The sequence below is a fragment of the Peribacillus sp. FSL R5-0717 genome (assembly GCF_038002945.1).
GTDB lineage: Bacteria > Bacillota > Bacilli > Bacillales > DSM-1321 > Peribacillus > Peribacillus frigoritolerans.
In genome coordinates this window covers 3439537-3464406 of sequence record NZ_JBBOOF010000001.1, presented here as the reverse complement: position 1 = coordinate 3464406, position 24870 = coordinate 3439537, and the positions used below count along the sequence as shown (strand labels likewise).

The window sequence follows — 24870 nt, the reverse complement described above, 5'->3', positions numbered from 1 at the left end:
CATGAATTTTACTTCCATCCCCATTTTTGAAATACTTGATGGGATTCTTCCGTTTTAAGATAATCAATGAATTGTTTTGCCTTTTTCTTGTTATTACTCTTACTTGTTATGCTTATCGGGGTCCCTCTATAGAGCTTGTCTTCCTCAGGGAGCTGAACCAGGTCCGTAACATCCGCCAGACGGTAATGCCAGGATTCATAAGTAATCCAGGCGTCCAATTTTGAATTTGCCTTCCATAAATTAATAGCTTCTGCACTGGACTTCACTGAAATGTCAATATTCCTGCTAATTCCAGGAATCAATCCTTTTCTTCCAGCCAAATCTTCCCATAGTCCCAGTTGCCCGGCTCCATTAACATCCACAATCTTTACGCCCTTCTTCGTTAAATCCTCCAATGACTGGATATTCTTTGGGTTTCCTTTTCTAACCAGGATTCCAGCTGACCGTGCATACAATTCTGTACGGTTTTTTCCATCAAGGACCTCCGGATGATCATGCATGAATTCAGTCAGCATATATTCGGACCCTCCGTAAATGATATCCGCATCCTGTTTGGCTTGATCAATCCATTTTTCTTCGGGTCCCGCTGTTACTTCAACTTTTATCCCCGTTTCTTTGGTGAATCGTTCCGCCACTTCCTTGATAGGTCCAAGAGGTCCTCCTGGTCCATATACTTTTACGACATCGTTGACAGCTTGCCCCCGATTCGAACCCATTTCCGGTGAAAATCCTAACAGTACTAGCATCAATGATATCCACCCTACAAAAATGACCTTTTTCAAATCTTTCTTCTCCCCCTTCTAAAAAGCCTTTGTACTATAAATAACGGGACAAACTTCCAAACGGTTTGAAAAAAATTGTTAATTTTTTTAAACTTTTGCAAAGTACATCTGATGATTTCCAGTTTTCAACCCGCAGCAAAAAAACCATTCGAAAACGGAATGGTTGCAGACTGTGGACAAACTCCATAGTAATTGAGTTTGTCTACTACTTGGCTTTTAAAATTTGACGGTTTGGAACGTAGGGCCCTTGCTTTCCGCGGGCGGTCCTCCCTTGGACACGCTTTCCCTCAGGTGTCTCGTACACTTAGTTCCAATCACCTTTGTTTTAAAATTAAATTAGAACTCCTTCTACCTGCTTTTATGCCTTTACGCTTTCAAAACCAATTGGCAGAAAAGGTTAGCTTGAATTGCTTCCCTTTCTCTGTCTTTTTCTTTTCCTTACAACAGCAATCACCAACAATAACAGAGGAATAATCGTTTGCATCAGAATTCCATGAAATGGGAAGGCGATGACATCATAGCGACTGACAGCCATAGAGCTAGGATACGACCAAAAGCTGAATTCTACAATCAATATCCCTATCGGCCATACAACAGGACGATAGTCGGAGAGATTCAGCCACTGCGCGGTACCTAAAGCAGACGCATAATAAAACACGGAAATTTTGACAAACGCTCCTACTATCCATACAGCCATGATGGCGGACTCCAAATGTTCAAAAAAGTCGGCCAAACTGATGTACCGAGATACATTCATCACGGGATAATTCTTTGTTGATGTTGTTGCCCCGAGTATAAAAAGAACCATAAGATTCACCACAATTAACGTAATCATCACGGCAAAAACAGACATCATCCCGGATTTCATCCCTTTTTTCATATCGGTTAAAAAAGGGAGGAGAAAAATCATCAGAAAAAACTCGCTGAACCATCCACCTGGTACAATCGAACCCTTGATTGGAGGCATAATTCCATTCCCCAATATCGGGAATATATTCTTAAATTCAAGATCTGGGCCAAGTAAGATGATTAAGAGGAGGATTGGAATGATAAAAACGGGAACAAACAATTGGGCAGCTCTCCCCAACACTTCTATCCCTCCGCGTACGATAAAGGCACAAAGGAGTACCATCGATGCCATGATAACGCTAATCGGGGTTTTGACCAGAAAAGAGTCGACAATGAATTCTCCGTAACTTCTTAGGATTTGCCCTGTGATCGGGATATAAAAAAACAAGAATAAAAAACCGAGAATTTTCCCCGGAATCCGACCAATGATCTGTTCACTGAATTGGATAACCGTTTGTTTCGGATAAAGTTTGTGCAGTTTATAAGCGATATACACCGTCGCATACCCGATGAGAGACGCCAAAATGGGGGAAAGCCATAAATCAGTTTTAGCATATTTCGCTGTGATGCTTGGAACACCCAGAACAGCCGTTGCCACAATCGTTGGATACATCATGAATGCCATCTGTAAAGATGAAATTTTTCCTTTCTCCATCATCTTCCTCCTTTCCTTGATAGTATGAAAATTTGAAATCACAAAGCCCACTGATCGTTTTACTTTTTCATAAATTCTTCAATCGGCTTAAAAAAGAATTTCAATCCATTCGGCTGGTTTCGGTTCCTTTACGATTTCTTTTCCTTACAACAGCAATCACCAACAATAACAGAGGAATAATCGTTTGCATCAACATTCCTTGTAACGGGAAGACGTTGACATCATTACGACTGACATCCATAGAGCTTGGCAACGACCACAAACTGAATATGACAATAAAAATCCCGACCGGCCATACAATAGGTCGATAGCCGGAGAGATTCAGCCACTGCGCTGTACCTAAAGCACATGCATAATAAAAAGCGGAAATTTTCACAAACGCACCTACAATCCATACCGCCATGACGGCGGACTCTACATGTTCAAAAAAGTCGGCAAAACTGATGTATCGAGATACACTCATCACCGGGTAAAGTTTTGTGGATGTGGTTGCCCCAAGTACAAAAAGAACCGTAAGATTCACCACAATCAACGTCATCATCACGGCAAACACAGTCATCATCCCGGATTTCATCCCTTTTTTCATATCCTTCAAAAAAGGAAGAAGAAAAATGATCAGGAAAAACTCGCTGAACCATCCACCAGGTACAATCGCACCCTTGATAGGAGGCATCATTCCATCCGCCAATATCGGGAATATATTCTTGAATTCAAGATCAGGAATCAGCAAGAGGATTAAGATACAGATTGGAAAAATGAAAACAGGTACAAACAATTCAGCAGCTCTCCCCAACACTTCTATTCCCCCACGTACAATGAAAGCACACAGAAGCACCATCGATACCATGATCACACCAATCGGGGTACGTACCAGAAAAGAGCCGACAAGAAATTCTGCGTAGCCTCTAACGAGTAGCCCCGTGTTCTGGATATAAAAAAATAAGAGTAAAAAACCGAGAATTTTACCCGGAATCCGACCAATGATCTTTTCAGTGAATTGGAAAACCGTTTGTTTTGGATAAAGCTGGTGCAGTTTATAAGCGATATACACCGTCAGATACCCTATGAGCGCAGCAAAAATTGGGGACAGCCATAAATCAGTTTTGGCATATTTCGCTGTGATGCTTGGAACCCCGAGAATGGCCGTTGCCACAATCGTCGGATACATCAAGAATGCCATCTGTAATGATGAAATTTTCCCTTTCTCCATCTGCTTCCTCCTTTCTGTGATAATTTGAAATCACGCAACCGACTGATAGACTCACTTTTCCATAAACTCTCCAAATGGCCTGAAAAGAACTACAATCCATTCAGTGGGTCCTGACATCTGTGGGAGATTGAACATGGACAAAGCCAAGCCAGTGAGGAGCAATGTAAGAAATGCCACTTTATCTTTTTTAGGATTTTGTTTCATTTTCGGCCATTCATACAAAATGATTAGCGTTACAATCGCAGCTGTAAATAAAAAGGCCCCCCATCTCACTTGTCCTTCACCTCTTTCTCAGACAACCCCGCCGGTTTGTTTATATAGCCCTGTCTTCGAATATGGGCCGCAACATCAACTTCCACTTCCATTTTCGCGAATATCTCATCCCAGTGGTTATCTACCTTATTAAACTGTTTAGGATATTTCCGATAGAAATCTTTACCCAACCCTAAAATGTCCGCTTTCTTATGCTGAATATGCAGAAAAGCCATCTCGATGCGTTTTTCTATATCTGTTTGATATGCTCGTTCTGCAGCTTTTAGAGACTTTGGATTTGAAAGGTTCAAATTCGTTCCATTTTGTATAACAGCTCCATCTGTATTTATTTTCACTAGTAATTTCCATTTTTCATTGATGATTTGCGGAATGATCTTGACTTTGGCTGACACTGGACTTAAAGATATTTTCCCTTTCACCCCTTTGGGTTGGAAGGTCACGGTGTATGATTCCACCTCATCCCTTAACCACAATAGCCCTCTGGTTTCCTTTTCAGTCATCGTCCCAGTCATTTTGTCTTTTTTGAACACGGCTGTCCCAACAATGTAAGGAATTCCCTGTAATTTCGTTTGCCCTTTCCCCGGCGGCAATATTTTAACGATTGGAATTGCGGCCGCCCGAGGCCTACCGGTTAACATTTCATCTAAATCCTGCAGTGTGACCAGCATCCCAATATGTAAATCAGATAGTTCTCTCAGCACTTCCCCTGAATAGTTTTCCAGGGGTGGCAAAGAATCAAGGATAGGCTTTGCATCCCCTTTGCTGACATACACATTTGCTTTCTCTCTTGGCTGCGGATGGCGCAGCAAAAAATCAAGTTGCTCTTGAATTCCTTCCTTCGCTAACTTTTCACCGAATACAAATACTTTACAATGTCCCCAAAATACTTTTCGCGGAAGCTTGCTTTGCAGCTTAGACAATGCATCTGAAATATTGGCGCCTTTTTCATATCTCACCATTGTCGTAGCCCCACTCCCCCCTTGACTGCTCCCTCCTTGACCGCCTCCACTAGTTATTGAACTTGGAATAAAGACCTGGACGGATAGTTCGATTTGATCATTATCGTTCTTATCGATGGCGGCTGCTGTGACAATCGCCAAATCAGTGATTTCTATTCGATCCCAACAACCGCTTAGAAAAGGGGTCGTTCCACAAATAACGAGCAAAAGAAGGACGCTTTTCATGAAATGACGCCTCTTTCCTTTCTCCAATATCCTTTTTCGCTTCCAGTTATTATTCACTCCGTTTCACTCCCCCTTTTTGGATTCGGACTCTGTTCCGGGGCCTGACGGTATGCATTAGATTCCCCTGTGAGGCGCGGGCGTGAATCCATCATCCACCAAGGAGCTCTCCACAGCACATCTTTCAGCTCTTGACCTTTTAACGGTGCCAGTGGCGCTAAGTATGGAACGCCAAAGGAACGCAAGCTGCATAAGTGAATGACTATGGCGATGATTCCCATCATGATGCCAAGCAGTCCTAAGGTACCGGCAAGCAGCATCATTGGGAAACGCAGCATCCGGAAAGCAATTCCGGCAATATAGCGAGGCATCATAAAAGAAGCGATTCCCGTAATCGCAACCACAATGACCATTGGCGCTGAAACCAACCCTGCTTGTACGGAAGCTTGCCCAATCACTAGCGCTCCAACAATGCTGACGGCGGAACCTACCTGCTTCGGCAAGCGAACCCCTGCCTCTCTTAGTGCTTCAAACGTAATTTCCATAGCCAATGCCTCTACAATTGCAGGAAAAGGGACCGATTCCCGGGATGCTGCTACGCTTAGCAGGAGTGCGGTTGGGACCGCCTCATGATGGAACGTTAAAATAGCAACATATAGTGAAGGAAGCAAAAGAGATAATCCCATAAAAAAATATCGTAACCAACGGATAAAAGTGCCTGCCATAAAACGTTGAGCATAATCCTCTTGTGATTGAATCAAAGAAAAGAAGGATATTGGTGCAATTAAAGTAAAAGGGGTTCCTTCTACAAGAATGACAGCTCGTCCCTCCAGCAAGCTGGCACAGGCTACATCCGGCCGTTCTGTCGACATGATCTGAGGGAAAGGTGAAAACGGATTGTCCTCGATCATTTCCTCGATGTACTCGCTTTCTAAAATTCCGTCTATCTTAATTCGTTCCAACCGAGTTGTAATCTCTTCAATCAGTGTTTTATCCGCAAGGCCATCAATATAAGCAATCGAAACATTCGTCCTGGTAAGAGTTCCGATCTTCATTGATTGTATTTTAAGGGCAGGACTTTTAATAATACGTCGCAATTGGGACGTATTTACTTCCAGAGATTCAATAAATCCCTCTCGTGACCCCCTAACTCCCCCCTCTGCCACAGGTTCTTCAATCGCCCGCTTTTCCCATTTGGACAATCCTAGAGAAAATCCATCGCTTCCCCCTTCATATAGAAGGATTGGGTTTCCAGAGGAAATCGATTCAATGCAATCCGCCAACATATTCACTTTTACCACTTTAGGAACGGGCATTTTATGTTCAATAAACTCATTTAATGGTTGTGGTTCTTTTGATGACTCCTGCATGAGTGGAGATAGCACATATTGCTCTATCGCCTCGATGTCTGAGAGTCCCGCAATGTAAATGAGCATCGCCCGCGTCTTTCCGAAAAGTAAGAACGAGCGGAACATGACATCCGAGCAATTATCATAAATAGAACGAAGTGTTTCTACATTTTGATTGAAATTCACATCAAGTGAATCTGAAGGCTTGGAATCCAGGTAATCATTTTGCATCAGGGATTTTTTTTCTTTCTTTTTTCTTAACAATTTGCCCACATTACGAATCAAGCTGAATACCCCCATTTTTTTGCAGGTCGCTCTAACTCCATTTTTCTATGTTTCTTCATTAAGGGTATTTTATACAGAAAATCCTGATCCCAGCATAAACTTATATTTAGCAGAATTAGAAAGCTATGTTATATGTTGATTTTGAATAGACAGTAAACTCTTGTGATATCCTGTTTGTAATTAATGACTAAGGGGTATATCAAAAACCGAGGCTATATATTAGTCGAAAACACTGTCTATAGCTAAGTATTGTTTTTGAATAAGCTACACAGGACCATAAAGTAGGGGTTACTTTTAAAAGGATGGATTTTGCTTTTTAAACACCTCTGTTTTTTTATACATTGCATGGGCAATCAGACTAAAACATTAGAAGATAAGGGAGATTCTATGTCATTCTTAATCACATTGCTCGGATTATTGGTGTCCACAATAATCGCTACAATATTAAATGCTATATGGCCTCGTATCCCACTTCCGATATATCAAATATCCATGGGAGCAGTGTTCTCATTATTACCATTTCAATTATCATTTGATTTTCATTCAGAATTATTTATGATCTGTGTCATTGCTCCGCTGCTTTTTACAGAAGGAAAAAATACGTCTCGTAAAGAAATGCTTGAATTGCGTAAGCCTATTCTGTTATTAGCCTTTGGGTTAGTATTTGTGACGGTTTTTGCAGGAGGCTTTTTCATCCACTGGTTAATACCTGATATGCCGATGGCTGTGGCTTTTGCTTTAGCCGCAACAATAACCCCTACGGATGCGGTAGCGGTACAATCGATTACAAAAGGATTGAAATTGCCTGGAAACATGATGCCCATCCTTGAGGGTGAATCACTTTTCAATGATGCTGCCGGAATCGTCGCTTTTAAAGTTGCCCTGGCAGCTGCCTTAACTGGAGTGTTTTCTATAAAAGATGCTTCGCTTAATTTTATATTTGTAGCTTTAGGCGGTATCTTTATAGGGATCCTATTGGGCTATTTAATCGTTAAATTACGATTATTTTTACGGGTTCATGGACTTGAAGAAATCCCAATGTCTATTGTCATTGAACTTATTACGCCTTTTGCCATCTATATGGCAGCTGAAGAATTCCATGTTTCCGGAATATTGGCAGTGGTTGCTGCAGGTGTCATTCATGGCATCGAGCGGGATCGCCTTCAGAGTTCCACGACTAAATTGCAAATTGTATCAACTAATACATGGTCTGTATTAGGTTATGTCTTGAATGGACTTGTATTTGCTTTGTTAGGATTTATGTTGCCGAGTGTTTATCAGGAAATTGAGTCCAACTTAAATAGGGGCATTCTATTTGGGATAAGTGTCTTGATCGTTCTTTTATTATTGGTGATCCGTTTTATATGGGTATACATCCTGCATGATACTTTTACGAAAAACAGAGTGAATCCATTAGAGCAATTCATTATGTCCAGGGTTCATCCAGAAGATAGCAATGACACCGATGAGAAGAATGTTTCAAGATCCCGATTTGCATTTTTGACATCCGTTTGCGGCATTCATGGAACCATTACATTAGCTACAGCTTTATCCATACCATATTTCATGCAGGATGACACTTTATTCCCGATGCGTAATACAGTCTTGTTTATCGCAGCTTGCGTTATATTGTTAAGCGTCACCTTGGCTACGGTTCTCTTGCCATTACTGGTAAAGACACCGATTGAATTCAAAGATGAGCGTCTAACCTCTGAGGAGGCTTATAAAATTGTTTTAAATAAAACGATCAATCAACTGAGCAAAGAAGCAACCATCGAGAATCAGAAAGCGGTCCATCAAGTAATGGAAGATTTAAATGAACAACTGATAGATTTGGAACGGGGAATAACGAATCGACCGGATGATCGGACAATACGCGAATTAGTGGAGATAGGAGCCAATAAAGAATTGGAAGTCGTTTCTGGATTAGTCGAAAAAGGGACTATATCTGAAACAGCCTTTGAACTATATAAAGTGTATCTTTCAAGAACCTCAAATTATATGCAAAAATCCTCCCTGAAAAGGGCTTGGATCAATTTGCAGGCTATTCTTTTCAAGAAAAAGATCAATGTCAAATGGGATAAGAAATGGGAAGCGAAATTAGAGGACTCCATCGTTAAAAATGCGGACCTGATCAGGGAGTTTCGTAAAGCACAAAAAGAAGCTTCAAAGGAAGCCATTTTATTGATCAAACAACAAACTGCACCTGAAAACCGCCATGAAGTCATGCTTGTCATCCAAAGATATAATCGTTATTTGAATCCGTTCGGAACATTAAGTGAAAAAGACGCAAAACACTTTGAAGAGATGGTAAGTCAATTTCAGTTGAATGCGATGCAAATCGAACGTGATATCATTGCGCAAATGGTTGAAGATGAGCAAATATCCATACAAACAGCAACTGAGATTAGACAAAACTTAATCTACGATGAAATGATAATGATACAAAAATGATTAGTGTTGAGAGACTCCGATGCAACAGGAAGCGGTGTCTCTTTATTTACATTTAAAGCAAGGATGAATTCCTCAGGAAAATTGAAATGAAAAAGGGCTTCGTCGAAATTCCAGAAGATCATGACATATGTTCCCATTATTCTTTATGGCCCTCACAATGGAGTTAAATAACTGTTTTGCGGCTTTTACAATTGAACCTAAAACAGTTAATACAAGTATCATTTTAAGCTGGCTGGTCAATACAACGAACTCTTCCTTGAATACAACATTCATCGTACATAACAAAGGAAAAAGGCATATTCGTTTCTGTGTTTCACGAGTATTCCCTCCAAACTCACGAGTAAAAGCATCAAACTCACGAGTATTCGCTCCAAACTCACGAGTATTCGCTCCAAACTCACCAGTAAAAGCCCGCATGCCCCCTTCCAATTAACTCTGATTCCATCAATCCTCTGTGTCGATCCTTCTCAATCCCTTCTTTTATGAATTCCTTCATTCATTATTTTCACTTGGAAGCGAAAGTAGAGATAAAAAGCGGTCCAGGTGAACAAACAGATGATTTCTTCTGCCCGGAAAACATGCTGCATTTCTCCTTTTCTGCCGACAAAATACGGTCTTTTCCTCTCCTTCAAGTTCTCCATCAATACCTACACTTCCTCATTCCATTCACGATTGCGGATAAGCACCTCTATCGCCTTGATCTCCTTATCTATCTCTACGTTTATTTTCATCCATGCGACCTCCCTTTGCTTATAATGTAAGTATATTAATATCTTACTATTCGCTTGTAATTTCCAGCTACATGCCACTTTATTACGATAACATGCCTGAAATGTATACTCAGATACACTAAATAACCGTCCAAATAATTGGACGGCCCTTTGATAGTACATTCCGAATTCGATGCGTATACATTAATTAAGATCACTCTTTGCTTGTAAAAGTACTTGGCATCACCACAGCGATTACCTCTCCACGTGCGCAAAGTTTATCGAGTGCAAATACCTCTGTTTCGATTCTCCATTTCTTAGGATGAATTTCATGAATCGTCCCGATGGCCATTAATGGCACATCATTTGGGGTTGGCTTTACGAACTCCACATTCAGTGACGCAGTCACGAACCTGGGTGGTTCCACTCCATCTCCAACTTCATGACCGTTTTTACGGTGTAAAGCCAATGCAGCGGAACCTGTTCCGTGACAATCAATTAAAGAGGCAATCAAGCCGCCATAAACAAATCCTGGAATTGCAATATGCTCTGGGCGTGGTGTATAGATAGTCCTTGTTTGCTCGTCTTGCCAACCCGTTCGAAAATGATGACCATCTTTGTTCAAGCGACCGCATCCATAACACCATGCAAATGCATCTGGATAATCATCTTGAATCGCTTTTAGCACATTCTCCTCCATCATCTCTCCCCCTTTTTCAGAATATTATAACACCATTAATGAATAAGGGGTCTATTAGGATACATGCTGAAAGGGTAGTTTTTTTTAATTCCATGATTCTTTATTGAGCTTACTACCAAGTTTTAATTTTCATAGAATAATAACCTGATACAGCTTTAATCGAAAACACACATAAAAAGTTTGCAAGAATCCCTGCTCCTTTTACTCGATATAATTGACAAAGGCCCCTGCAAGCCAGAAGCATTCAGGAGCTTTCCTTTGACTGATATAGAGTTAAGAAGTGTCTACCATTCTATTGCAGGCTTACCTTCTTATTAAAAGTTAAGCCTTTTTCTTAAATCCCAATACTTGAATGTCATTTTACCCATTTTCGACTTCGAAAGTGAATCATATTTACGTCCAAGTGCTTGATTTTGTTTTTCTAGCTTAGTAATTTGTTTAAGTTGAACTTTGTTCAGTTTTTTTAATTGCTTTACTTCTTTAGCTAATTCTTTATTTTTCCCTTTTATATCATATTTTTCTTTATCAACAATTGCCCGTTCTTTGATTGAAATCTCCACATCCTTTGGTTTTAGTTTAGGATTGCCAAAGGTTTCAAATCCCATCGTTTTTAAATAGGGGATGTTATTTTGAAAATTTCGTTCAAAGGTTCCATACCTTTTATGGATGTGGAGAAATGTATAGCATCCAGCTTTTTCTGCTGAAATGATTTGACCATACCCAGACAGTTTAAACAGTTTTTCGACTCGTTTTATTTCTTCAGGTATGTTTTTGACAATATAGGTGAAAACTTCGTCAACATTAAACTCCGCAGGCAATATTTTCACTTTTTTTAATGATGTATGCCTAATCAGTTCATCAAAGTCACCTTCATCAATATAAAACATATTCGCACTTTCATTCACATAATCGGTAATGCGCTTGCTCCATAATGGTCCTTGCAGTTTTTTTATTGCTTCCGAAAATAAAAACTGCCTGCTAACTTGATACATTCGTTGTGCCGCAAACTCATATATATCCTTATTACATAATGCTAATTTGACAGCGTCACGGAAATCCTTCTCTGTAACAGCATATAACGGGTAATCTTCGCCAAAAAGCTTCATATGCATTTTGGTTGGATTCATTATTACAGCCTTCCTTAAAATCCCATACTCCAATAGCTTTGTAGACAGTTCCAGACTGCTGTCCATTTCCTCACTTCTCCAGGTTATCCCAATATCACTATTCACGATTAATTGTTGGGCATTCTCCCTTGTCAAAGCACCGTACCATGTAAGCCCATCCGTATTTTTAAGGAGGTATGCCGCTTCTTCCTTAAACTGAGAATCACCTTTAACCCATTTGAATTTATCCCCCGCCACATCAAGTGATAGATTCGGGATCTCACGTTTTAATTCTTTAAAAGCAGTAATTATGGGAATGGTCTTCCAATCCGGGTCGAATTTCCCTGTATATACAAGTTTGTTTTTTAACCGGGTCTGCCCTTCCGCTGATTCAACGTTTGGTATCATCGGGGTAAGCAGGGAAACTTTGTTTTTTTCTTTATTCAAATTAAGTATCTCAATGACAAATTCGCACATCTCTTCTGTTTGACATAAGAAATAAGCACACTGATCATATATATTTTTGATGCTTACGAATTTCTCTTCATTAACATCCTGACCTATGTGAGTCAATCCTGTAGCATAAACTAATGTATTCTTTATGATATGCTTATGCTTTGCGATTTTTTCAACAGTCTCAATGCTTCTAACAAATAGCCAATCATAGTCATTTTGACTCCAATAATGAGAAATGAGCATTTCAGCTACATCGAAATCAATGACACCTTTTTTTACCCATTCATCACCGGCGGCATTAAAAAAAGGATCGACAAAAGGATTGAGAATGGTTATATTATCAAATTTCTCAAGTGGCCGAATTAAGATATCACGTTTGACCGGGCTAGCTAAAAGTAAGTCAACTTCGATGTTGGAATCTAACGCAATGGTCGATGCTAAGGAAGATAAAAATACTGCAGATCCATCCATTGAATTCATGTCAATAAAGCCAAATAGAAGTACCTTCATTTTTCTGTTTTCAACTAGTTCATGTGAATTCAAAGTTTTCACTCCAATGACTGAAATCTGATATGAATTTTTATTTCTTTATTTGTTCTTTAATAGATGATTTAAGCGCAAGATATTTTAATGTGAATTTCCCTGCATACGTAACGTTGAATTTATGTTCTAACAACTTAAGTCTTCGTATTTCTTTGTTAAGCTTAATATTTTCCATTTGGGCCATCTTACTTTTTTCTAATTCTTCTCGCAGCCTATTATTTTCTTTTGTAACTTTCTCAATGGTTTTTTGTTTTTCCATGCCGTTGCTCTCTATGAGCTCCAATGTCATGGACATCATGTCTTTCATTTGTAATTCGAGTTCCTCATACATCGTTTTCCAATATTCGTTTCGCTCGTCCATATTGAAAAAACTCCCCTCCATTAACCTTGGATGATCTCCAATTCTCTTTTTATAACAACATCTACAGCGCATTTTCCCCGAATCGACTGAGAAGCTTGTTTTGACACTCTTAAAAATACGTCCGAGTTGTAATATAAGCGCTCTATTGCATCGGCAATATCGGTAGGAGACTCAGGTTTTGTTAGAAGGCCAGAAACGTCATGTTTAACGAATTCCGGGATTGCCGTAATATCTGTTGAAATCGGCACTAGTCCGCTCGACATTGCCTCACACATGGAAACACCTTGAGAATCCAAACGGGTCGGGCAAAGGAAAATTCCATACTCCTTATGTAATGCAGCGATTTTCTCCTGAGAAAGGAAACCTTTATGAATCGTTACATTCTCAAAATCCCGGATTGGCTCAACGGTTTGGTCGAACAATTTTCCATCGCCATAAAATGCAAATTCCAACTTATCGAAGTATGGTCTCTTCGATAGTTCCAGCACTGCTTTCACCGATAGGTCATTGGCGTATTTTCGTGAAGCGTATGGCCTGATTGAAAGGACTTTTGTCCGCATTTCAGCTGGCTTTTCAATATAGGTAAACAGATTGTCATCTATGACATTAGGAATGATTACTGAATTTTTCGATTCTGCTCTTGCATCACATTCCGCTATATGCTCTTTGAACCATTTGGAAATATGAACAAAGGTTGTATCCAATTCATTCGTTTGATAAAACCAATTCATAAAAGAAAGCTGTGATACATAATAATCGTCCGACATTTCAAGTATCTTCCTCAAGCTTTCAGGGCTTTCAAGAAAATTAAACCATCTTCTATGCCATGCCTCCGTTTCAAATCCATGTATCCAGGTGATAATCGGTAAATCCGTGTTCGTTTCTTTTATCGCTTGTACCATTTTTGGATTAACAAAATGAATGAGCGCTTTTTTATGTATTTTATGATTTAAGAAAATGCGCAAATGCTGTTCAGTTCCTCGATAAACAGGCACATCTTCATACGTATACTTTTCCGCTTTTTTATAGGCAGGATGCAAAACAAAGACATCCACCTTCAAACCCTCATCCAGATAAGCCTTGACTCTTCGGTGGATAAACCCATTCCGATATAGCTGATCTTCATGTGGATAAGCATTCGTAATGATCACATATCTATCTTTTTCACTAAATGTAAGCTCATATAGATTTATAGATTCCTCCATTTTTGTTCACTCCTACTATTCAGTCATCTTCACTCAGCCTGCTACTTATCTGTAAATGAAGGATTTAAAAAAAAAGACCCTTTTCCAACCACTTTTTAAAACCGTCAATCGATTATAACAAACATGTATTACTGAATATTGACATCAATGTGAGAATTCTGTAAATAAAAGTAAAGTTTTCATGAACTTTTATATGTTTTTGTAAAGCTTCAGTATGTATAAACAAGCAAAATAAAGAAGGACGATCCAGTTACCGGAATCGCCCTTTTATATATTTCCCAAAAGCTTAGACTTGATTATTTTTATATCCATAATGGGGTTATTGGTTTAGTTACCAGTCAGTTACTTTTTTCTACCTTCCAGAATTATTCAAGCATGTTTTTGTAAGAATAGAATAGAATCGAAAAAAGACCAATTTGCTGAAGAGAGTGATATTGATGGAAGCAATTACCTTTAAAGCATGTGCAATCACTAATGAAATTGATTTGAACAAAATCGCCATTCATTGCGGCATCCCCAAAAAATTCACCTGGGAAGAGCCTTTAATTCTTAAAGGCGATATTCTACGTTCCATCCTTTATAAAAATGTGGACGAATCGCAGCAGGTGCTGGTTTTTTCCTTTGGCAGCATTGTCTTCATCAATTACTCACATGAGGATGAGATCAAGGCATTTTCCTCCTTTATCCAATCATTCGAGCCGGACATTGATCTCGTCAATGTAGATAGATATACGGATGATTACAGCCTTCACTTCAGTGAAACTGAAAACATCAATTTGACAGACGAATATGTAGTTGTTCCTAAATATGAATTTTTCTACCCTGAATTAATATCCACCATTCTCGCAAAATCGGTGGCTCTTGAAAAGACTGAGGAACAACTAGGAAAAATCCACGACAAGCTTGAAGCCATGATTGACCGACTGGAAAAAGGCAAGCTGAGAATCGGTAACAAGGAACTAGCGAGGACTACGGCAAAAATCGTACGTCACGAGTACAATACCCTGGCATATATCATGATTCTGGATAAACCTGATATTACATGGACAAGCAGCATTGCCGGCGAATTTTATGATAGAATGCTTGAATTTTTTGAATTGAATGATCGGTATAAAATCCTGAAAAGTAAAACAGAAATTTTATATAACATCATGGATGGATTTTCTAACATCAGCCATTCGATCAGGGGACTATTCGTTGAATGGATCATTGTAATTCTCATTGTCTTTGAGATTCTTCTGACGATTTTAGAAATTATAGGATGGATTCCATGAATTCTTAATCATATCGTTTGGAATATCTTCAAAAAAAATAAGCATCGTTTTGATGCTTATTTTGCGTTTAACCACTTCATCATATTTAAGCTGACTGTATACTGTCGTTTAATTACATGCTTTTCCTACCGGGACAAAGCACTCCAGAAGTTAGCTAAATTCCCCTTAATCCAGAGCAAAGTGGAAAATGAATTCCTCTCCTTCTTTCCCGTTAAATCTGTATCCTTTGTCAATGAATCCAACTTTCTTATACAAATTTATCGCTGGGACATTCGAATGATGCACCGTTAGAATAATCTCATCTTTATCTGGATGACTTAGTTTGATCATCTCAGGCAGCACTTTTAACGCCTTAAAAGCTAGCCCCTTTGTTTGATGGCGCAAATCCAAGGAGAATGATTTAAGAAGGATCGCATTCTCATTATTTGTATATTGATTTCCCACTTTATCCGTATATAAGGCAAAGCAACCAATCAAATCCTCATCTAAATAAATGACCATTGGGAGGTTATATTTATCCTTTCTGAAGTCTTCGATAACTTTTAAAGGTATAGAAGTATAGATTGCTTGTTCTATAGGTAAACAATAATTGCTCAGCGCCTCATGGTCAGTTTCCATAAAAGGTCTAATAATTAATCCAGCCATCATACTTGCACCCCATTTTCATATTTCTGATAAAGCCATATTAACAGAAACTAATGTTTTACACTCCAAGTAAAGAAATTCTCAAGAAAATTCATTCATACAAAAAAGGAATGGCTTTGTCTACCATTCCTTCAGACTGCAGACAAACTCAATGAAAATCAAGTTTGCATACATTTTTTATTTGAATGGTTCTGTTGATTTCAGAGATTCACTCCCTTTCCTCCGACTTTTTGCCAAGCCTCCTAGGCAGAAGCGCCTGTGGGGGCTCGGCTAGCCAGTTATTCGGCAGGGGTGTCGCTAATCTCTTCAATCCAATGAGGCATACAAGAAAAAAACTTAAAGGACCTAGCCTTAAACATAATTCGGTGTGAGACCCGCCTACAGTTTTTTCAAGAAAACACTCCAGTTGATTTCAGAAATCCGCTCCCTTTCCGCCGACTTTCTGCCAAGCCTCCTAGTTAGAAGCGCCTGTGGGGTCTCGGCTAGCCAGTTATTCGGCAGGAGTCTCGCATATTTCCTCCATTCAATGAGGATTACAGGGGAAAAACTTAAAGGACCTAGTCTTAAACATAATTCGATGGGAGATCTGCCTACTGTTTTTTCAAGAAAACACTCCAGTTGATTTCAGAAATCCGCTCCCTTTCCTCCGACTTTCTGCCAAGCCTCCTAGGCAGAAGCGCCTGTGGGGTCTCGGCTAGCCAGTTATTGGGCTGGAATGTCGCAAATCTTTTTAATCCAATAAGGCTTACAAGAAAAAAAACATCAATGAAAATCTAATCTTGTTTTAATTTCATGGTTCGGGGTGGGATCAATTCGAACTCCCTTTTGTCAAAAAATTGATGGAACAGCCAGACTGTTGACGAATTGGAAAAGAGCCAGTTTCCCTACAATATTACTTTTATAAAATTCCAGTTGATTGGAACGGAAGGTACGAGACTCCTGCGGGAAAAGCGTGGCCAGGGTGACCCCGCAGGCGAGCGCCGAGGAGGCTCCCGGACCGCCCGCGGAAAGCGAGTGCCTGGAGTGGAAATCATTACACATACCCCCTTTCGGAAATCCGCTCCCTTTCCTCCGACTTTCTGCCAAGCCTCCTCGGCAGAAGCGCCTGTGGAGTCTCGGCTAGCCAGTTATTGGGCTGGAATGTCGCAAATCTCTTTAATCCAATAAGGTTTACAAGAAAAAAAACATCAATGAAAATCTAATCTTGTTTTAATTTCATGGTTCGGGGTGGTCAATTCGAACTCCCTTTTGTCAAAAAATTGATGGAACAGCCAGACTGTAGACGAATTGGAAAAGAGCCAGTTTCCCTACAATATTACTTTTATTAAATTCCAGTTGATTGGAACGGAAGGTACGAGACTCCTGCGGGAAAAGCGTGGCCAGGGAGACCACGCAGGCGAACGCCGAGTAGGCTCCCGGACCGCCCGCGGAAAGCGAGTGCCTGGAGTGGAAATCATTACACATACTCCCTTTCCGCCGACTTTCTGCCAAGCCTCCTAGGCAGAAGCGCCTGTGGGGTCTCGGCTAGCCAGTTATTGGGCTGGAATGTCGCAAATCTCTTTAATCCAATAAGGCTTACAAGAAAAAAAACATCAATGATAATCTAGTCTTGTTTTAATTTCATGTTCGGGGTGGGGCCAATCCGAACTCCCCTTTGTCAAAAAATTGATGGAACAGCCAGACTGTAGACGAATTGGAAAAGAGCCAGTTTCCCTACAATATTTCTTTTATAAAATTCCAGTTGATTGGAACGGAAGGTACGAACTCCTGCGGGAAAAGCGTGGCCAGGGAGACCCCGCAGGCGAGCGCCTGTGGGGTCTCGGCTAGCCAGTTATTCGGCAGGAGTGTCGTAAATCTCTTCAATCCAATGAGGCTTACAGTAAAAGAACATCAATGATCATCTAGTCTTGTTTTTCAAATCATGGTTCAGGATGAGACTATTACGAATCCACTTTTGTCACAAACTGAAGGAGTTTCCAATCCTTTTTTCTTCTGTTTTTGAACTCATGATATTAAATCATTTAGACGCAGATAATTCGCTTTCGGTTACCCATTTATGGTTCTTCACTTTTTCTCCTCCCGTAGTCGGTGTGAAATCGACCATATAAACAGTCGTTTTTTCGGCAGATTCAACTTTAGCGACTGCCCCTTTCATCCCTTCCATATGAGAAGCATTTACTGTGACCTCCGCTCCGGGTTCATACGTCACTTCACCTGCATCTTTGATTTCTTCGTGAATGATCCATTTATGATTTTCCACTTTTTCTCCGCCAGTTGCAGGAGTATACGAAATTGCATAAGCAGTCGTATCAAAGGCACCCACTATTGTTGCTTCCGCCCCTTTCATGCTTTCCATATGACCTGATTCGATAATCGCTTGACTTCCAACTTCATAGGTTGGATTTTCTGCCGCTTTTAATCCCTCCGGAACATCATCCGAGCTAGAATGGTTCATGTCCATTTCACTATGTTCCTTTACTTCTTTCTCTTCTTTGTTTTTATCATCGCTGTTGGAACATGCTCCAAGGACTAAAAACAGGGCTGCAAATAATGATAAGATGATAGGCAATTTTGTTCTTATTTTCATATTGAATAAAACCTCCTTTATGATTACATCCATCTTACCAATTAAATATGCAGAAAATATGGAGTACACTCGTGACTGAATGTAACCTGATGGCGATCATATTAAAGGTCTGGATAAAAGTGAACAGCATGCCATCGAGCTTGGTTTAACGAGGAAAAAGAATGGTTTAGTGATAGAGGGTATTTGAGGTATTCAATCCTGCCGGATCGTGCTTGGAAATCAAGCAAGAAGGACTTGGTCAAAAGTCCTTCCTCTGTCTAGTCTTCCAAAGTTGATTGTTCGATTTTTTGCATGATATGTGAAAGGTTCAGGGAGGCATGTTTTTTATAATCCCTGCCTATGGATTTGAATAACCCTTTCGCTATACCTATTAACATGATTTTCGTATGTCCATCAGAAATAATGGACTTATTAGGGAAACTTGATTCAGCATGTGCACCGCCAATTTTATTAGCTGTTTCCTTAATAAAATCAATGACTTTAATTTCCTGGGTTTTTCCTTCGATATCGATTTTATAGATAATTTGATTTCTCCAAAGCTTTAGCTCAATCCTTTGTTTAGTATAATCGAAGAGTTCTTCCGTAATATGATCATGATCATTGCTCATTTGATTGGAGTCTTTAATGGGATACAATTTCGGGTTAGGATTGATTTTCTTTATTAAGGATTGGTCAATTGTGACCTTTTCCCGCTTTATGCGCGTATTTTTCGTTTCACATAGAATCAGCCTTAACTGTCCGGCAATTATATTGTTGAATTCTTGTAATCCAAAGAATTCAACAAGCATTACACTATATTCCAAAATGGTGATGGCTTCATCGAATTTTCGTTTAGCAGCTGCATTCGATCTAGTAAAAACCAATCGGTTCTTCTTCTCCATATCCTTCTCACCCCACTGAATTCTAATGTATTGAATAAATAGTAAAACATCCATAATGGATGTTTAAGACTGTAGACAAATTCGTAGTAAGACAGTTTGCCTACAGTTTTCAAGTGTTCTCAGAAATTCGCTACTTTTCCGCCATAAAGCATTCAGCGGGTTCTCTACCGGCCAACTATTCAGCAGGAGTGTCGCAAATTAATATAGTAATAGTTTTCTAAGTCTTGCATATCCATGACATCCTATGGAAAGACCATTCTATAAGAAACTGTCGCGAATGGACAACCTTTCGATAAGGATGCCTTTGATATTCAGATTTTTTTATACTATCTATCGAAGTGCTGTTTCATTAACTCTTTAAATCGTGTTCCATCTATTTCTTCTTTCGTCACTTTTCCATTTTCCCACTTTGTAAAGGAAGTATCGGTTAAAGTGATGTTCCCGCTGTTTGTCAACCGGGTGATTAATGGATGTTTATTGAATGGCGATTGGGGATTTTCCCTGATGATCGTTTGGACCTCATTAAGTTCCGCTACATTTCCCACGGGTTGTGAAGAATCGAAAGCATAGCCTATTCTCCAATCGCGATCTTTATGTTTCAGTTTTAATTCAAGGATATGATCTCCATGGACGGTACTTTCTTTTTTTATCCTGAATTTGCCATTTCCGGAAACGACCGTTTGCCCGTTCAACGGAACTGGTTTTAATGGCAGATTCCCGCCAAAACCCGTATCGATCAAATAGGTTTGGCCCTCATGGTTCAATAGAATGGTGACATGTGTCCTTCCTATGGTCATCCACCCCTGATTATAGATGACACCACGAACCAAAGATACATCAAAGTCATTTTCCAACAGGAAAAAATAAAGGGCTGAATTCAATTCATAGCATAATCCCCCCTCATTCCTCAGGAGGACTTTGTTCATGATATTCGCTTTATTGATATCACTCAGACGGGATGCCATGATTGATAAGTTTTCAAAAGGAATGGTTTTCGCTGTCTTATCGAGAATTTCGTCTAATTTCTCAAATGTCAGTTTCACATCTTCCTGGAGCCCTATTCTTTTCCTGAATAATGCATTCAGTTCATTCATTAAGATTCCCCCCTTAGACAGATACCGGCGAAGCGTATCTTGACTTTGTATATATTCATTATACTTTGTCCATATTTCATCCTTCAATCAATCTGCCATCAGCTCCACCTTTTGCTTATCACCTGAAAAGAGGTCGCCCAATCATGTCTTAATCCTGGGCAACCTCCCCCATTCATGCACCGAGGCAGTTTTTCTTTAATCATTCATTTACCTGTAAGATTATTTTACCTACATTCTTATTGGCTTCCATATGTTCATGCGCCCTATGTACCTCTTCAAAAGGGAAGACATGGTCCACAATTGCCTTGATTTCATTTTTGCGGAACAACGGCATTGCCTTTTTAACGAATTCTTCCGTTAACTCTTTTTTATATTCATCACTCCGGGGAGTTAGTAGAGTGCCTTTTAATTGAACTCTTTTTAAGAGAAGTTCCATCAGGTTCACCTTCTCGACTACAGTTCCGCCTAGAATGCCTATCAGTACCCATCGTCCATCAGTTTTTATGCTTTTAAGGTTTTTCTCCCAGTAAGAAGCACCGATGAAATCCAGGATAACATCCACTCCTTGATTATTTGTAGCTTTCAGGATTTCCTCATCAAAAGCTTGTTCTTTATAGTTGATACAGATATCCGCTCCTAGTGAGTGACAGAAATCCAATTTTTCCTTTGAGCCGGCTGTAGTGATGATTTTCGCTTTTGTCAGTTTTTTTGCCAGTTGGATAGCCGCAGTGCCTACACCGCTTCCGCCAGCATGAATCAATACCGTTTCTTGATCCGTCAATTCACCTAACCAAAACAAGGTTTGGTACGCAGTCAAGAATACTTCAGGAATCGCTGCCGCTTCTTCAAATGACAGGTTATCCGGTATCTTCATTGCACGATCAGCCGGCATCAAAGCATATTGAGCATAACCGCCGCCGTTTACAAGGCCCATCACCCTCGTCCCCGATTGTATATTTGCTCCTTCCCCTGTTTCCACCACTTCCCCGGAAACTTCAATCCCTAATATTGGATTGGCCATATAACCGGATTTCCCTTCCCGGGAAACTATATCCGTTCTATTTATCGCAGACGCTTTAACCTTTATTAATATTTCCCCTTTACCGGGCACGGGCTTTGAAAAATCTTTAAATAGTAATTGTTCTGCACCACCCGGTTCTTTAACCACTACTGCTTTCATTTGCCCCACTCCTTACCATTAAATTAGTGACCATCCTTTTAAAATGGTTTGTCTTGAAGATGGAAACTATCCTACTCCAAAAAATATCCACAAGCAAATAATTAGGTTTTGGCAAACAAGGCAGAATAAAAAAGTCGATGTCCCTTTCGGGGCCATCGAGCTTTTTTTGAAAAGTTTATATTATCTTTTATTAAGCGATTGACTTCTATCCAGGTCATGATGCAATTGTGCTGCCGGAACCTTAGGGTTAGGAATCTGTCCTTTTGCGACTGGTTCAGCTACATAAACAAAATCTCCCGTACCATCTGGGGCGCTTCCTGTTGCCCATAGGCCATCTGCCGATTCATTACCTTCCGATAAGTTCCAGAATTCGTACGCTTCCGGTTGAGATTCCATTTCCGCTTCCGGTGGGAATGATGCGGGAACAACCACGCCATTTTTTTCTTCAAGTTCTGCAATGGCCGCCATCCATTGATATTGGTGGTAACGATCACGGGCTAACATTTTACGGAAGGTAGCACGTACCCCTTCATCTTTTGTCATATGATATAAACGGGCCACTTGAAGGCGTCCTTGGCTTTCAGCATGCAGATTGGATCGCATGTCTGCTAATAAATTTCCGCTGGCTACGATATAAGATCCGTTCCAAGGCACCCCATTCGAGTTGGTTGGCAGTCCGCCAAGACCGCTTACGAGCAAATGCTGGGGATTGATACCACCCATGATCGCTGCTGTAGCAGGATCTTTTGCGGCTTCTGCTTGATCTTCCGGAGAAGCGCCATCAAGCAATTGACTAATGAGTGAACAAAGCATCTCTACATGTCCAATTTCCTCTGTACCGATATCCATCAGCATATCTTTGTATTTTTCTTCTCCACGGCAGTTAAATCCCTGAAAAAGGTATTGCATCATGACAGTCATTTCCCCAAACTGTCCACCTAACACTTCCTGAATTTGACGGGCAAGCATCGGATCTGGTCGATCTACCTTAACTTCAAATTGCAATTCTTTTTGATGGCGAAACATATTAACTCCTCCTTTTTTTATATGATGTACGGTTTTTTATTACCCGCCTGTACATGCTTAAAACCATAATTCAGTTATAATGAACAATAATTAGAAGAAATTTACATACCATTAACATTGATGACTGAACTAATAAGCCAAGGATTTTCTTTGTGCTATGAATCGCTCAATAAATAAGATATATAAAAGGTCCATTTACCTGTCTATAACTTTAAATTACAGGGTAAAGTAGAAAGAACCATATATAGGAAAAAGGAGGATGAAAAATGGATTTCAAGCCCCGAAATCAAAGAGATCAATCCATTTCAGAATTACGTTATACTTATTCCGCTCGTAACCAATGGTCCGGTTTTCTATTCGGGATCGGATTGGTTGCATTCATCGATGAAGCCATCTTTCATCAACTATTACATTGGCATCATTTCTATGACAAATCCACAACCAGTATCGGGCTTATCTCGGATGGTTTATTTCATGCCCTAAGCTGGTTCGCAACGGTCGGGTCGTTATTCATGTTCGCTGACCTTCGCCGTCGAAAGGGATTATGGCTGAAAAGGTGGATAGGGGGAGTTTTGCTCGGAGCAGGTTCTTTCCAGTTATATGACGGAATCATCCAGCACAAGCTAATGCGCCTCCATCAAATCCGTTACAATGTCGATATTTCCCCATACGACTTGACTTGGAACATTGCCGCCACAATCATGATCTTGATCGGCATTACCCTCGTCATTCAAACAAGGCGCAGCTTACTTAAAATGAAAGAAGACGCCAGCAATGCACAGTAATGGACATATTCATGATAACGGAACTGGTTTTGAACCGATTTTATTGATGCTACTCATGCCGAGTTTAGTGATTTATATCGCAGCTGTCATCATTTCGAACCACCGCTATAAAAAATGGCCATTATACCGTACCTTCTTTTGGATTCTTGGCACTCTCTGTGCAGCCTCTGCAATCATAGGCCCAATAGCCAATCGTGCGCATATGGACTTCACGGCGCATATGGTTGGTCATTTACTGCTTGGAATGATTGCACCCATCCTGCTCGTGCTTGCTGCACCCATTACGCTTGCACTGCGAACACTTGATGTACAATCAGCAAGACGCCTTTCAAAGGTGTTGAAAAGTTGGCCGCTGCGATTTTTAAGCAATCCAATCACTGCCTCTGCGCTTAATATTGGAGGGCTTTGGATCCTTTATACGACTGGTCTGTACGGGTTGATGCATCAGAATGCCCTTCTGCATGCATTAGTGCATTTCCACGTGTTCATAGCGGGCTATCTATTCACTGCGTCTATGATTTATATGGACCCTGCACCCCACAGGTTCAGCTTTATGTTTCGAGCTATCGTATTTACAATTTCACTGGCCGGCCATGATATCCTTTCTAAATATATTTTTGCCCACCCGCCAAACGGAGTCACCAAGGTACAAGCGGAAAATGGCGGAATGTTAATGTACTATGCTGGTGATGCGATTGACGTTGCACTTATATGCATCCTTTGCTATCAATGGTTCAAAGATACCCGGCCCAAGGGGTCACTTGCCTTATAGGAAGGAGGTTCCATGATTACTTCGGTAAACTCCTGCGTTTCTGTTTAATCGTCCAACATTTAGCCCATACTAATTTTTGATGAAAAAATTTTGGATGGAGCTGAATGAAAAATGGAATATGAAGCGAACAATTCTACTGAAAATGCTCTTCGTGATTATAAAGCTGGAATCGGTGTCTTTACGCATAAAATGCCAGATCTTGCTGAGAAATTCAATTCGTTTACGGAAGAGTGCTTTAAAGAAGGTCAATTGTCCAAGAAAGAAAAACAGCTTATCGCACTAGGAATAAGCTTATATTCACAAGATGAATACTGTATTATCTATCATACAAAAGGATGTCTTGATCAAGGCTGTTCCGAACAAGAAATTCTTGAAGCCATTGGTGTGACCGCGGCATTTGGCGGAGGAGCAACCATGAGTCAGGCTGTTACCCTGGTCCAGGAATGCATTCAGGAAATAAATCAGATGAAACAATGATAAAAAAGGGATAGGAGAATCAGTCCTATC

General features: G+C 40.2%; 23 protein-coding genes. 5 read left to right on the top strand and 18 right to left on the bottom strand.

What is annotated here, in order from left to right; all coding sequences use genetic code 11:
- Window positions 1-8: 8 nt before the first annotated feature.
- The 6 genes from NYE65_RS16785 to NYE65_RS16760 all read right to left on the bottom strand — a co-directional run bounded on the left by NYE65_RS16785 (window position 9) and on the right by NYE65_RS16760 (window position 6530).
- A complete protein-coding gene (locus tag NYE65_RS16785) occupies window positions 9-746 on the bottom strand; it encodes an extracellular solute-binding protein (RefSeq protein WP_445670456.1) in 738 nt (245 codons plus the stop codon).
- Between the two features lie 433 nt (window positions 747-1179).
- The gene (locus NYE65_RS16780; protein WP_340861290.1) at window positions 1180-2286 is read right to left on the bottom strand and encodes a GerAB/ArcD/ProY family transporter; all 1107 of its coding nucleotides are present in this window, start codon (window positions 2284-2286) and stop codon (window positions 1180-1182) included.
- Between the two features lie 100 nt (window positions 2287-2386).
- Window positions 2387-3496 (bottom strand): GerAB/ArcD/ProY family transporter, encoded by a 1110-nt coding sequence (locus NYE65_RS16775; RefSeq protein ID WP_340861289.1) that lies wholly within the window; start codon window positions 3494-3496, stop codon window positions 2387-2389.
- Between the two features lie 51 nt (window positions 3497-3547).
- Window positions 3548-3769 (bottom strand): hypothetical protein, encoded by a 222-nt coding sequence (locus tag NYE65_RS16770; protein ID WP_340861288.1) that lies wholly within the window; start codon window positions 3767-3769, stop codon window positions 3548-3550.
- Window positions 3766-5010, bottom strand: a complete 1245-nt coding sequence (locus NYE65_RS16765; RefSeq protein ID WP_340861287.1) for a Ger(x)C family spore germination protein — start codon at window positions 5008-5010, stop codon at window positions 3766-3768. The genes NYE65_RS16770 and NYE65_RS16765 overlap by 4 nt, the downstream gene beginning before the upstream one ends.
- On the bottom strand, window positions 5007-6530 hold the full coding sequence (locus NYE65_RS16760) for a spore germination protein (RefSeq protein WP_340862137.1): 1524 nt from the start codon (window positions 6528-6530) through the stop codon (window positions 5007-5009). Before NYE65_RS16760 ends, NYE65_RS16765 begins: the two co-directional genes overlap by 4 nt.
- Before the next feature lie 441 nt (window positions 6531-6971).
- Between NYE65_RS16760 and NYE65_RS16755 the strand changes: the two genes are divergently transcribed.
- Window positions 6972-9038 carry a Na+/H+ antiporter gene (locus tag NYE65_RS16755; protein WP_340861286.1) on the top strand — a complete coding sequence of 689 codons (2067 nt, stop codon included), beginning with the start codon at window positions 6972-6974 and terminating at the stop codon, window positions 9036-9038.
- Window positions 9039-9110: 72 nt separating this feature from the next.
- On the opposite strand, the gene NYE65_RS16750 is transcribed toward NYE65_RS16755, so the two are convergent.
- From NYE65_RS16750 to NYE65_RS16725, 6 genes are all read right to left on the bottom strand, one after another.
- Window positions 9111-9455 (bottom strand): hypothetical protein, encoded by a 345-nt coding sequence (locus tag NYE65_RS16750; RefSeq protein ID WP_340861285.1) that lies wholly within the window; start codon window positions 9453-9455, stop codon window positions 9111-9113.
- 50 nt (window positions 9456-9505) lie between these two features.
- Window positions 9506-9682, bottom strand: coding sequence for a hypothetical protein (locus NYE65_RS16745; protein WP_340861284.1), 177 nt, complete (start codon window positions 9680-9682; stop codon window positions 9506-9508).
- Window positions 9683-9962: 280 nt separating this feature from the next.
- A complete protein-coding gene (locus NYE65_RS16740; RefSeq protein ID WP_034305240.1) occupies window positions 9963-10448 on the bottom strand; it encodes a PaaI family thioesterase in 486 nt (161 codons plus the stop codon).
- Window positions 10449-10762: 314 nt separating this feature from the next.
- On the bottom strand, window positions 10763-12553 hold the full coding sequence (locus tag NYE65_RS16735; protein ID WP_340861283.1) for a glycosyltransferase: 1791 nt from the start codon (window positions 12551-12553) through the stop codon (window positions 10763-10765).
- Between the two features lie 37 nt (window positions 12554-12590).
- On the bottom strand, window positions 12591-12914 hold the full coding sequence (locus NYE65_RS16730) for a hypothetical protein (protein WP_134402175.1): 324 nt from the start codon (window positions 12912-12914) through the stop codon (window positions 12591-12593).
- Window positions 12915-12934: 20 nt separating this feature from the next.
- Window positions 12935-14119 (bottom strand): glycosyltransferase family 4 protein, encoded by a 1185-nt coding sequence (locus NYE65_RS16725; RefSeq protein ID WP_340861282.1) that lies wholly within the window; start codon window positions 14117-14119, stop codon window positions 12935-12937.
- Window positions 14120-14556: 437 nt separating this feature from the next.
- On the opposite strand from NYE65_RS16725, the gene NYE65_RS16720 reads away from it, so the two are divergent.
- The gene (locus NYE65_RS16720; protein WP_057275561.1) at window positions 14557-15393 is read left to right on the top strand and encodes an RMD1 family protein; all 837 of its coding nucleotides are present in this window, start codon (window positions 14557-14559) and stop codon (window positions 15391-15393) included.
- A gap of 165 nt (window positions 15394-15558) precedes the next feature.
- On the opposite strand, the gene NYE65_RS16715 is transcribed toward NYE65_RS16720, so the two are convergent.
- The 6 genes from NYE65_RS16715 to NYE65_RS16690 form a co-directional block, all read right to left on the bottom strand.
- Window positions 15559-16041 carry a GNAT family N-acetyltransferase gene (locus tag NYE65_RS16715; protein WP_340861281.1) on the bottom strand — a complete coding sequence of 161 codons (483 nt, stop codon included), beginning with the start codon at window positions 16039-16041 and terminating at the stop codon, window positions 15559-15561.
- A gap of 2014 nt (window positions 16042-18055) precedes the next feature.
- Window positions 18056-18625, bottom strand: a complete 570-nt coding sequence (locus NYE65_RS16710; RefSeq protein WP_340861280.1) for a YdhK family protein — start codon at window positions 18623-18625, stop codon at window positions 18056-18058.
- Between the two features lie 257 nt (window positions 18626-18882).
- Window positions 18883-19506 (bottom strand): hypothetical protein, encoded by a 624-nt coding sequence (locus NYE65_RS16705; protein ID WP_057275559.1) that lies wholly within the window; start codon window positions 19504-19506, stop codon window positions 18883-18885.
- 326 nt (window positions 19507-19832) lie between these two features.
- Window positions 19833-20600, bottom strand: a complete 768-nt coding sequence (locus tag NYE65_RS16700; RefSeq protein ID WP_340861279.1) for an arylamine N-acetyltransferase family protein — start codon at window positions 20598-20600, stop codon at window positions 19833-19835.
- Window positions 20601-20799: 199 nt separating this feature from the next.
- A complete protein-coding gene (locus NYE65_RS16695) occupies window positions 20800-21780 on the bottom strand; it encodes an NAD(P)H-quinone oxidoreductase (protein WP_340861278.1) in 981 nt (326 codons plus the stop codon).
- A gap of 180 nt (window positions 21781-21960) precedes the next feature.
- The gene (locus NYE65_RS16690; RefSeq protein ID WP_034305265.1) at window positions 21961-22806 is read right to left on the bottom strand and encodes a manganese catalase family protein; all 846 of its coding nucleotides are present in this window, start codon (window positions 22804-22806) and stop codon (window positions 21961-21963) included.
- 266 nt (window positions 22807-23072) lie between these two features.
- On the opposite strand from NYE65_RS16690, the gene NYE65_RS16685 reads away from it, so the two are divergent.
- The 3 genes from NYE65_RS16685 (at window position 23073) to NYE65_RS16675 (ending at window position 24840) form a co-directional block, all read left to right on the top strand.
- On the top strand, window positions 23073-23591 hold the full coding sequence (locus tag NYE65_RS16685) for a DUF2243 domain-containing protein (protein WP_340861277.1): 519 nt from the start codon (window positions 23073-23075) through the stop codon (window positions 23589-23591).
- Between the two features lie 46 nt (window positions 23592-23637).
- Window positions 23638-24363 (top strand): cytochrome c oxidase assembly protein, encoded by a 726-nt coding sequence (locus NYE65_RS16680; protein ID WP_445670455.1) that lies wholly within the window; start codon window positions 23638-23640, stop codon window positions 24361-24363.
- Between the two features lie 111 nt (window positions 24364-24474).
- Window positions 24475-24840: a carboxymuconolactone decarboxylase family protein gene (locus tag NYE65_RS16675; RefSeq protein ID WP_034305272.1), complete on the top strand. Its 366-nt coding sequence runs from the start codon at window positions 24475-24477 to the stop codon at window positions 24838-24840.
- Window positions 24841-24870 lie beyond the last annotated feature (30 nt).

What these genes read in the sequence shown, in the direction of transcription:
- NYE65_RS16675 (WP_034305272.1), top strand. Translation starts at nt 24,475, where the DNA reads ATGGAATATGAAGCGAACAATTCTACTGAAAATGCTCTTCGTGATTAT.
- NYE65_RS16730 (WP_134402175.1), bottom strand. Translation starts at nt 12,914, where the DNA reads ATGGACGAGCGAAACGAATATTGGAAAACGATGTATGAGGAACTCGAA.
- NYE65_RS16710 (WP_340861280.1), bottom strand. Translation starts at nt 18,625, where the DNA reads ATGAAAATAAGAACAAAATTGCCTATCATCTTATCATTATTTGCAGCC.
- NYE65_RS16740 (WP_034305240.1), bottom strand. Translation starts at nt 10,448, where the DNA reads ATGGAGGAGAATGTGCTAAAAGCGATTCAAGATGATTATCCAGATGCA.
- NYE65_RS16785 (WP_445670456.1), bottom strand. Translation starts at nt 746, where the DNA reads ATGCTAGTACTGTTAGGATTTTCACCGGAAATGGGTTCGAATCGGGGG.
- NYE65_RS16775 (WP_340861289.1), bottom strand. Translation starts at nt 3,496, where the DNA reads ATGGAGAAAGGGAAAATTTCATCATTACAGATGGCATTCTTGATGTAT.
- NYE65_RS16680 (WP_445670455.1), top strand. Translation starts at nt 23,638, where the DNA reads ATGCTACTCATGCCGAGTTTAGTGATTTATATCGCAGCTGTCATCATT.
- NYE65_RS16720 (WP_057275561.1), top strand. Translation starts at nt 14,557, where the DNA reads ATGGAAGCAATTACCTTTAAAGCATGTGCAATCACTAATGAAATTGAT.
- NYE65_RS16725 (WP_340861282.1), bottom strand. Translation starts at nt 14,119, where the DNA reads ATGGAGGAATCTATAAATCTATATGAGCTTACATTTAGTGAAAAAGAT.
- NYE65_RS16685 (WP_340861277.1), top strand. Translation starts at nt 23,073, where the DNA reads ATGGATTTCAAGCCCCGAAATCAAAGAGATCAATCCATTTCAGAATTA.
- NYE65_RS16700 (WP_340861279.1), bottom strand. Translation starts at nt 20,600, where the DNA reads ATGAATGAACTGAATGCATTATTCAGGAAAAGAATAGGGCTCCAGGAA.
- NYE65_RS16755 (WP_340861286.1), top strand. Translation starts at nt 6,972, where the DNA reads ATGTCATTCTTAATCACATTGCTCGGATTATTGGTGTCCACAATAATC.
- NYE65_RS16760 (WP_340862137.1), bottom strand. Translation starts at nt 6,530, where the DNA reads ATGCAAAATGATTACCTGGATTCCAAGCCTTCAGATTCACTTGATGTG.
- NYE65_RS16690 (WP_034305265.1), bottom strand. Translation starts at nt 22,806, where the DNA reads ATGTTTCGCCATCAAAAAGAATTGCAATTTGAAGTTAAGGTAGATCGA.
- NYE65_RS16705 (WP_057275559.1), bottom strand. Translation starts at nt 19,506, where the DNA reads ATGGAGAAGAAGAACCGATTGGTTTTTACTAGATCGAATGCAGCTGCT.
- NYE65_RS16695 (WP_340861278.1), bottom strand. Translation starts at nt 21,780, where the DNA reads ATGAAAGCAGTAGTGGTTAAAGAACCGGGTGGTGCAGAACAATTACTA.
- NYE65_RS16780 (WP_340861290.1), bottom strand. Translation starts at nt 2,286, where the DNA reads ATGGAGAAAGGAAAAATTTCATCTTTACAGATGGCATTCATGATGTAT.
- NYE65_RS16750 (WP_340861285.1), bottom strand. Translation starts at nt 9,455, where the DNA reads ATGCGGGCTTTTACTGGTGAGTTTGGAGCGAATACTCGTGAGTTTGGA.
- NYE65_RS16715 (WP_340861281.1), bottom strand. Translation starts at nt 16,041, where the DNA reads ATGATGGCTGGATTAATTATTAGACCTTTTATGGAAACTGACCATGAG.